This is a genomic window from Streptomyces sp. NPDC058469 (assembly GCF_042721125.1).
GTDB lineage: Bacteria > Actinomycetota > Actinomycetes > Streptomycetales > Streptomycetaceae > Streptomyces.
Genome location: NZ_JBHXME010000200.1, coordinates 9334 through 17778, shown reverse-complemented (window position 1 = coordinate 17778; position 8445 = coordinate 9334). Strand labels below are relative to the sequence as shown.

Annotated in this window: 4 protein-coding genes and 1 pseudogene; 1 reads left to right on the top strand and 4 read right to left on the bottom strand. The window is 69.6% G+C overall.

The annotated features are described in order from the left end of the window. Positions 1-453, bottom strand: a pseudogene (locus tag ACFWP5_RS46415) (hypothetical protein); the annotation flags it as partial. A 106-nt stretch (positions 454-559) separates the two neighbouring features. On the opposite strand from ACFWP5_RS46415, the gene ACFWP5_RS46410 reads away from it, so the two are divergent. Then, positions 560-1216 (top strand): TetR/AcrR family transcriptional regulator, encoded by a 657-nt coding sequence (locus ACFWP5_RS46410; RefSeq protein WP_384171411.1) that lies wholly within the window; start codon positions 560-562, stop codon positions 1214-1216. Between the two features lie 101 nt (positions 1217-1317). Here the strand turns inward: ACFWP5_RS46410 and mfd are convergent, their stop codons facing one another. From mfd to ACFWP5_RS46395, 3 genes are all read right to left on the bottom strand, one after another. Then, positions 1318-4848: a transcription-repair coupling factor gene (gene mfd / locus ACFWP5_RS46405; RefSeq protein ID WP_384171408.1), complete on the bottom strand. Its 3531-nt coding sequence runs from the start codon at positions 4846-4848 to the stop codon at positions 1318-1320. A gap of 313 nt (positions 4849-5161) precedes the next feature. Continuing rightward, positions 5162-7735 carry an ABC transporter permease gene (locus tag ACFWP5_RS46400; protein ID WP_384171405.1) on the bottom strand — a complete coding sequence of 858 codons (2574 nt, stop codon included), beginning with the start codon at positions 7733-7735 and terminating at the stop codon, positions 5162-5164. After that, positions 7732-8445: ABC transporter ATP-binding protein (locus ACFWP5_RS46395; protein ID WP_384171402.1), on the bottom strand; the 714-nt coding region annotated here is incomplete at its 5' end. The genes ACFWP5_RS46395 and ACFWP5_RS46400, both read right to left, overlap by 4 nt.

The following is an 8445-nucleotide window of genomic DNA, read 5'->3' as shown; positions in this document are numbered from 1 at the left end:
AGGACCCGGACGGCCGGCGGTGTTCGCCGCCTCGGCGGCGCGGCGGGCGAGGGCGGCGGCCTCCGCCAGCTCGGGGCTGCGGATGCGGTCGCCGAATATCGCGCGGTAGGCCCGGTCCATGCCGCGCAGCCTCGCCTTCAGTACGGCGTCCGGGCTCGCGACGCTCCACGCCGAGTCCATGTGCTCGGCGACCATGCGGGGGTTGAAGCCGTAGAAGGCGGAGGTCACACGCTCGCTGCCGACCGGCCCCAAGGGTGCGGCACGCAGCGGGAAGTAGCTCGGCCAGCGCTCCTCGGTGTCGTATCCGAGCGCGGCCGCCTCCTCGAAGACCTCCGGCGCGTAGTACAGCACCGCGTGCAGGGGTTCGAGCAGATGCCAGAGCTGGCGCACGCGGCTCGGCTCCACGGTGGCGGGGCCTTTCGCGGTCTCCACTCCACGCACGGTTTCCGACATGGCGTAACTCCTCGTCGCGTCCCGGTCGTTCCACAACTTGACACTGACAAGATTGCCCCAACCGCCCGAACTTGTCAATGCCTAGATTCGGCGTACGCTGCTGACCATGAGCACAGCCAAGCCCGCGAAGTCAGACGAGTCAGACGAGTCGAACGAGACCGCCGAGACCGCCGAGAGCGGCAAGGCATCCCAGGGCACCCGCCGCCCGTACCACCACGGCGATCTGCGCCGCGCCATCCTCACCGCCGCGCTCGACGTCATCGCCGCCGACGGCCCGTCCGCGCTGAGCCTGCGGGATCTCGCCCGCCGTGCCGGTGTCTCGCACGCGGCGCCGGCGCATCACTTCAAGGACCGGACGGGGCTGTTGACGGCGATCGCGGCGGAGGGGTTCGGGCTGCTGGCCGGCGCGATCGGGGAGGCGGCGGACCTGAAGGACGCGGGCGTACGGTACGTGCGCTTCGCGCGCGAGCATCCGGCGCACTTCCAAGTGATGTTCGCGCCGGAGCTGTTGCGCGACGGCGACCTCGAACTCACCACGGCCCGCGCCCTCGCCACCGCCGCCCTGCGCCACGCCGTCTCCGCCGTACCGCCCGAGGGCCGCGGCGCCGACGCCCGCCTCGCCGGTATCGCCGCCTGGTCCCTGGCACACGGCTTCGCGACGCTGCTGCTGGGTCACAACCTGGACGGGGCGGTGGGCGAGCGGGACCCGGAGGACGTGTTCCGGGTGCTGGCGGGCATGCTGTTCCGCCCGGCCCTCGCCTGACGCGACCGACCGGCGGGCGCCTCTACGCCCCGTCCGACCGGCCCCCCTACGGCCCCTACAACTCTCCCTGCGCCCCGGCCAATCGACCCTCTTACAACCCCCTACGACCCCAGGATCGTCGCCAGGAACTCCCCCACCCATCCCAGCAACTCCCGCCCGACCAACGGCTTTCCGCCGACCTTGGCCGTCTTCGGGCGGGGTACCAGCACCTGGTGGGCGGCCGGCTTGATGACCGTGCCCGGGTAGAGGCGCTTGAGGCGCAGCTCCTGGGACTCGCGCAACTCCACCGGCGCGAAGCGGATGTTGGTGCCCTGGAGGACGATGTCGCCGACGCCGCACGCGCGGGCGAGCATGCGCAGGCCGGCGACCAGGAGGAGGTTCTCCACCGGCTCGGGCAACTTGCCGTAGCGGTCGACGAGTTCCTCGCGTACGGCCTTGATGTCCTCCTCCGTGTTGGCGGAGGCGATGGACCGGTAGGCCGAGAGGCGCAGGCGCTCGCCGGGGGCGTAGTCGTGCGGGACGTGGGCGTCGACCGGGAGCTCGATCCTGACCTCCAGGGGCTGCTCCTCCTCGACCCCGCCCTCCAGGGAGGCGCGGTAGTCCGCGACGGCCTCGCCGACCATGCGGACGTACAGGTCGAAGCCGACGCCCGCGATGTGGCCGGACTGTTCGCCGCCCAGGAGGTTTCCGGCTCCTCGGATCTCCAGGTCCTTCATGGCCACGTACATGCCCGCGCCCATCTCCGTGTGCTGCGCGATGGTGGCGAGGCGCTCGTGGGCCGTCTCCGTCAGGGGCTTCTCCGGGGGGTAGAGGAAGTACGCGTAACCCCGCTCCCTGCCTCGGCCGACACGACCCCTGAGTTGGTGAAGCTGCGACAGGCCGAAGTTGTCGCCCCGTTCGACGATCAGCGTGTTCGCGTTGGAGATGTCGATGCCCGACTCGACGATCGTCGTCGACACCAGGACGTCGAACTTCTTCTCCCAGAAGTCGACGACGACCTGCTCCAGCGCCTGCTCCGACATCTGGCCGTGAGCCGTCGCGATACGCGCCTCCGGAACGATCTCGCGCAGCCGGGCCGTCGCGCGGTCGATCGATTCGACGCGGTTGTGGATGTAGAAGACCTGGCCCTCGCGCAGGAGTTCGCGGCGGATCGCGGCGCCGATCTGCTTCTCCTCGTAGGGGCCGACGAACGTCAGCACAGGGTGACGCTCCTCCGGGGGCGTCGTGATCGTCGACATCTCGCGGATGCCGGTCACCGCCATCTCCAGGGTTCTGGGAATCGGGGTGGCGGACATGGTGAGCACGTCGACATTCGCGCGCAGCTTCTTCAGCTGCTCCTTGTGCTCGACGCCGAAGCGCTGCTCCTCGTCGACGATGACCAGGCCGAGGTCCTTGAACTTGGTCTCGGAGGAGAACAGGCGGTGGGTGCCGATGACGAGGTCCACGGAGCCCTCGCGCAGGCCCTCCAGGGTCGCCTTCGCCTCCGTGTCGGTCTGGAAGCGGCTCAACGCCCGTACGTTGACCGGGAATTGCGAGTACCGCTCGGTGAACGTCCCGAAGTGCTGCTGCACCAGGAGAGTTGTCGGGACGAGGACGGCGACCTGCTTGCCGTCCTGGACCGCCTTGAAGGCGGCCCGGACCGCGATCTCGGTCTTGCCGTAGCCGACGTCGCCGCAGACCAGCCGGTCCATCGGGACCGACTTCTCCATGTCGTCCTTGACCTCGGCGATCGTGGTCAGCTGATCCGGGGTCTCCACGTACGGGAAGGCGTCCTCCAGCTCGCGCTGCCAGGGCGTGTCCGCGCCGAACGCGTACCCCGGGGCCGCCATCCGGGCCGAGTACAGCTTGATGAGGTCGGCCGCGATCTCCTTGACGGCCTTCTTGGCGCGCGCCTTGGTCTTCGTCCAGTCGGCCCCGCCCAGCCGGTGCAGGGTGGGGGACTCGCCGCCGACGTACTTGGTGATCTGCTCCAGCTGGTCGGTGGGGATGTACAGCCGGTCGCCGGGCTGGCCACGCTTGGCGGGGGCGTACTCGACGACCAGGTACTCGCGCGTGGCGGTCTGCACCGTGCGCTGCACCATCTCGATGTAGCGGCCCACGCCGTGCTGCTCGTGGACGATGTAGTCGCCCGCCTCCAGGGTGAGCGGGTCGATGGTCTTGCGGCGGCGGGCCGGCATCCGGACGCCGTCCTTGCCGGCGGCCTTCTGCCCGGTGAGGTCGGTCTCGGTGAGGACGGCGAGCTTCAGCGCCGTATCGACGAAGCCGTAGTCGATCGAACCGGTCGCCACGTGGACGACGGACGGGGCGATGGTCCCGAGGTCGGTCTCCAGGCGGGCGGCGACGCCCTCGGTACCGAGGACCTCGACCGTGCGGGCTGCGGGGCCGTGGGCCTCGGTCACGAAGACCGTGCGCCAGCCGTCGGCGAGCCAGCCCTTGGTGTCCGCGAGGGCCTTCGCGGTGTCGCCGCGGTAGGTCTCGGGGGCGTGCATCCCGAGCTTCAGGGTGTCCGCGTCGAGCTCCTCGTCGGCCGCGAACGGCGACACCGACCACCACATCATGTCCAGCTCGCGCGCCCGGTCCCGTACGTCCGCGATGGCCCACAGGGAGGCCGCGCCGACGTCGATGGGCGCCTCGCCACCACCGGCGGTGGCCGCCCAGGAGGCTTGGAGGAACTCGTGCGACGTGGCGACCAGATCGGACGCACGCGTGCGTACCCGCTCCGGATCGCATACGACGGTCATCGAGCCCTTGGGCAGCACGTCGAGCAGCAGCTCCATGTCGTCGACGAGCACCGGGGCCAGCGACTCCATGCCCTCCACGGCGATGCCCTCGGCGATCTTGCCGAGCAGCTCGCCCAGCTCGGGGTGCTGTTCGGCGAGGACACGCGCACGCGTGCGGACGTCTTCCGTCAACAGGAGTTCACGGCAGGGGGGTGCCCACAGGCCGTGTTCGGCGACCTCCAGGGAGCGCTGGTCGGCGACCTTGAAGTAGCGGATCTCCTCGACGTCGTCGCCCCAGAACTCGACGCGCAGGGGGTGTTCCTCGGTGGGCGGGAACACGTCCAGGATGCCGCCGCGCACGGCGAACTCGCCGCGCTTCTCGACGAGCTCCACGCGCGCGTACGCGGCGGCGGCGAGGTCCTCCACGATTTCGTTCAGGTCGGCCGTCTGCCCGGTCCTGAGGGCGACCGGCTCCAGGTCTCCGAGTCCCTTGACCTGCGGTTGCAGCACGGACCGCACGGGCGCTACGACGACGGAGACCGGGCCCGTCTCCGGGTCGTCCTCCCTCGGGTGGGCGAGGCGGCGCAGGACGGCGAGGCGACGGCCCACGGTGTCGCTGCGCGGGCTCAGCCGCTCGTGCGGGAGGGTCTCCCAGGACGGGTAGTCCACGACGCCGTCCGACGGGAGCAGCGAGCGCAGGGCTGCCGCCAGGTCCTCGGCCTCACGCCCGGTCGCGGTCACCGCGAGGATGGTGCGGCCGGTCTCTCGGGCGAGCGCTGCGACGGCGAAGGGGCGGGTCGCCGGGGGGCCGACCAGGTCGACGTGCATGCGGTCGCCGTCGGCCGCGGCCCTGGTGGCTTCCGCGAGGGCGGGGTCCTTGACTACGGCGTCGAGCAGACCGTGCAGGCTCATGGAGGGCTTTCCGTCTGGGGGGTGGGCAACACGAAGGGCCCGACGCGGGTAATGGGCCGGGGGTGTCCAGCGTACGTCGGTGCGCTGCCGTATGCCGGGGCCTGTGGACAACCCTGCTTCCCTGGCGCCCTGTGCTGCCGAAAAAGCCTCTCCCACTCACCCGCCCGACTCGGTCCGCCGAAAAGTGGACCTTCAAAGACACCGAACAAAGACACCAAACAAACCCGGCGGACAACAAACAAACCCGGCGCCAAGAAGTCCCCCGTGACTTCTCGGCGCCGGGTCTGCCCCCGTTGGACAGTGGCTCTGTCGGCTACTCCGTGGCGATGGCGTTGAGGACGTTCATCCGCCCCGCCCGGAACGCCGGGATCAAGGCCGCGAACAGGCCCACGAACGCCGATCCGATGAAGACCGCGATGATCGTGCCCCAGGGAATCTCCAGGACCTTCAGCCCCTCCAGGGCGAGCAGTTGCTGGGCGGTCGCGCCCCAGCCCATGCCCAGGCCGAGGCCGAGCAGCGCTCCGAAGAGGGCGATCACGACCGACTCCATGCGGATCATCCGGCGGAGCTGCCGGCGGGACATGCCGATCGCTCGCATGAGGCCGATCTCCCTGGTCCGCTCGACGACCGACAGGGCGAGGGTGTTCACCACACCCAGGACCGCCACGATGATCGCCAGAGCCAGCAGACCGTAGACCATGTTGAGGAGCTGGCCGATCTGGTCCTTCAGTTCCTGCTTGTAGTCGGTCTGGTCGCGTACCTGGTACTGGGGGTACGGATCCATGGCCTTCTTCAGGGCCGCGTACGCCTGCTTCTCCTGGCCGTCCTTGGCCTTGGCGAACATGATCTCGTTCGGCGGGATCTTGTTCGCGGGGAGGTACTTCTGCATGGTCGCGATGCTGGTGTAGCGCACCTCGTGGTCGATGGCGACGTCGTCGTCCGTGACGGCCGCGACCTTGAGCTTCGCCGTCGAGCCGCCCTTGAAGGCGACGGAGATGGTGTCGCCGACGTGGACTCCGTGCTTCTTGGCGTACGTGGAGCCGACCGACATCGCGTTGGTGCCGTAGGCCGCGGACAGGTCGCCGGCCGTGGTGACGCGGCGCAGGTCCTGGGCGTAGGACGGGTCGGCGGCGGTGATGCCGTCGGTGTCCTTCTGGCCGTCCGGCGAGGTGAGCGTGGCGTCGATGTCCTTGTAGCGGGTGACGTGGACGAGGTCCGGCGACTGTTCCATCGCCTTCTCCGCCTGCGGCACGATCCGCTGGTTGCCCTGGACGATGAAGTCGGCGCCGACCGACTTGTCCAGCTCACTCGTCGCCGAGGCGACCATCGAGGAGCCGACCACCGACAGGCAGGCGACCAGCGCGAGGCCGATCATCAGGGCCGCACCCGTAGCACCCGTACGCCTGGGGTTGCGGAGCGCGTTGCGTTCGGCCAGGCGCCCCACCGGTCCGAAGGCCCGCAGCAGGACCACGCTGATGACCCGTACGACCCCGTTGGCGAGCAGCGGGCCGATGATGACGAAGCCGATCAGGGAGAGCACGACGCCCGCGCCGAGGACCAGCGAACCGTCGGTCGCCTTCTTGGCGGTGGCCGCCGCGAACAAGGCGGCGACACCGGCGCCGGTCAGGACCAGGCCGATCAGGCCGCGCACCCAGCCGGCCCTGCCGTCGGCCGGCGTACCGGCGTCGCGCAGCGCGGCCATCGGGGAGACCTTGCCGGCGCGGCGGGCCGGGAGGTAGGCGGCGAGGATCGTGACGATCACGCCGAGGAGCACACCGAGCACCGGGGTGGTCCATTTCACTGTCAGGTCCCGCGTCGACAGGTCCATGCCCGCCGCGCTCATCAGCTTCATCAGGCCTACGGCGATGCCCACACCGGCGCCGACACCGAGGATCGAGCCGACGATCCCGAGCAGGGTCGCCTCGACCAGCACCGAGCGGTTGACCTGCCCGCGGGAGGAGCCGACCGCCCTCATCAGGCCGATCTCGCGGGTCCGTTGGGCGACCAGCATCGAGAAGGTGTTGATGATCAGGAAGATGCCCACCAGGAACGCGATGCCGGCGAAGCCGAGCATGGCGTACTTGATGACGTTCATGAACTGGCCGACGCCCTTGCGGTTCTCGTCGGCGTTCTCCTTGGCCGTCTGGATCTTGTACGTCCCCGACGACGCGAGGGTCTGTCCCACGTTCTGCTTGAGCTGCGTGTCCGTCACACCGGTCGCGGCGGTGACGCCGATCTGGGTGAACCGGCCGGTGGCGCCGAGGAGTTCGCGCTGCGCGGTGGCGGTGTCGAAGTAGACGACGGCCGCACCGGGGTTGGTCACCTTGAAGGTGGCGATGCCGACGATCTTCGCGGTGATGTCACCGGTCTGCGAGATGGTGCGCAGCGAGTCGCCCATCTTCAGGTGGTGCTTGTCGGCGGTGTCGGCGTCGACCATCACCTCGGTCGGGCCGCGCGGGGCGTGACCGGAGGTGATCTCCATCGAACGCAGGTCGTTCTTCGTCCAGTTGCCCGCGATGGTGGGCGCTCCGGTCGAGGAGCCCATGTTCTTGTTGGCGCTGTTGACGACGGTCACGCTCATCGAACTGACGCCGCCCTCGACGGACTTGACGCCCTGGGCCTTCGCGGCCTGCGCCAGCGTGGAGGCCGGCAGCGACTCGGGCAGTCCGTTCTGCGGGGTGCTGCCGTCGGCCTTGGCCGCCTTCGGCAGGACCGTCACGTCGGACGCGGTGGCCGCGAAGAGCTTGTCGAACGTCGTGTTCATCGTGTCGGTGAACACCAGCGTGCCGCACACGAACGCCACCGACAGCAGCACGGCTATCGCCGAGAGGGCCATCCGCCCTTTGTGCGCGAAGAAGTTGCGCATCGAGGTCTTGAGGACGGTCATGACGTACGCCCCCGCGCGTCGAAGTCCTTCATGCGGTCCAGGACGGTCTCGGCGGTCGGCTTGAACATCTCGTCGACGATCCGGCCGTCCGCGAGGTAGAGGACGCGGTCCGCGTACGACGCGGCCACCGGGTCGTGGGTGACCATCACGATGGTCTGCCCCAGGTCGTCCACGGACCGGCGCAGGAAGCCCAACACCTCAGCGCCCGCACGGGAGTCGAGGTTTCCGGTCGGCTCGTCACCGAAGATGATCTCGGGGCGGGCCGCCAACGCCCTTGCCACGGCGACGCGTTGCTGCTGGCCGCCGGAGAGCTGGTTGGGCCGGTGCTTGAGCCGGCTGGAGAGCCCGACCGTCTCCACGACCTGCGCCAGCCAGCCCTTGTCGGGCTTACGGCCGGCTATGTCCATGGGGAGCGTGATGTTCTCCAGCGCGTTCAGCGTCGGCAGCAGGTTGTACGCCTGGAAGATGAAGCCGATCCGGTCCCGGCGCAGTTGGGTGAGCTTCTTGTCCTTGAGGCCGGTGATCTCGGTCTCGTCCAGGTAGATCTGCCCGGACGTCACGGTGTCGAGCCCGGCGAGGCAGTGCATGAGCGTGGACTTGCCGGACCCCGAGGGGCCCATGATCGCGGTGAACTGGCCGCGGGCGATGTCCACGTCGACATGGTCGAGGGCGACGACGCGGGTCTCCCCGGCGCCGTACGCCTTGACGAC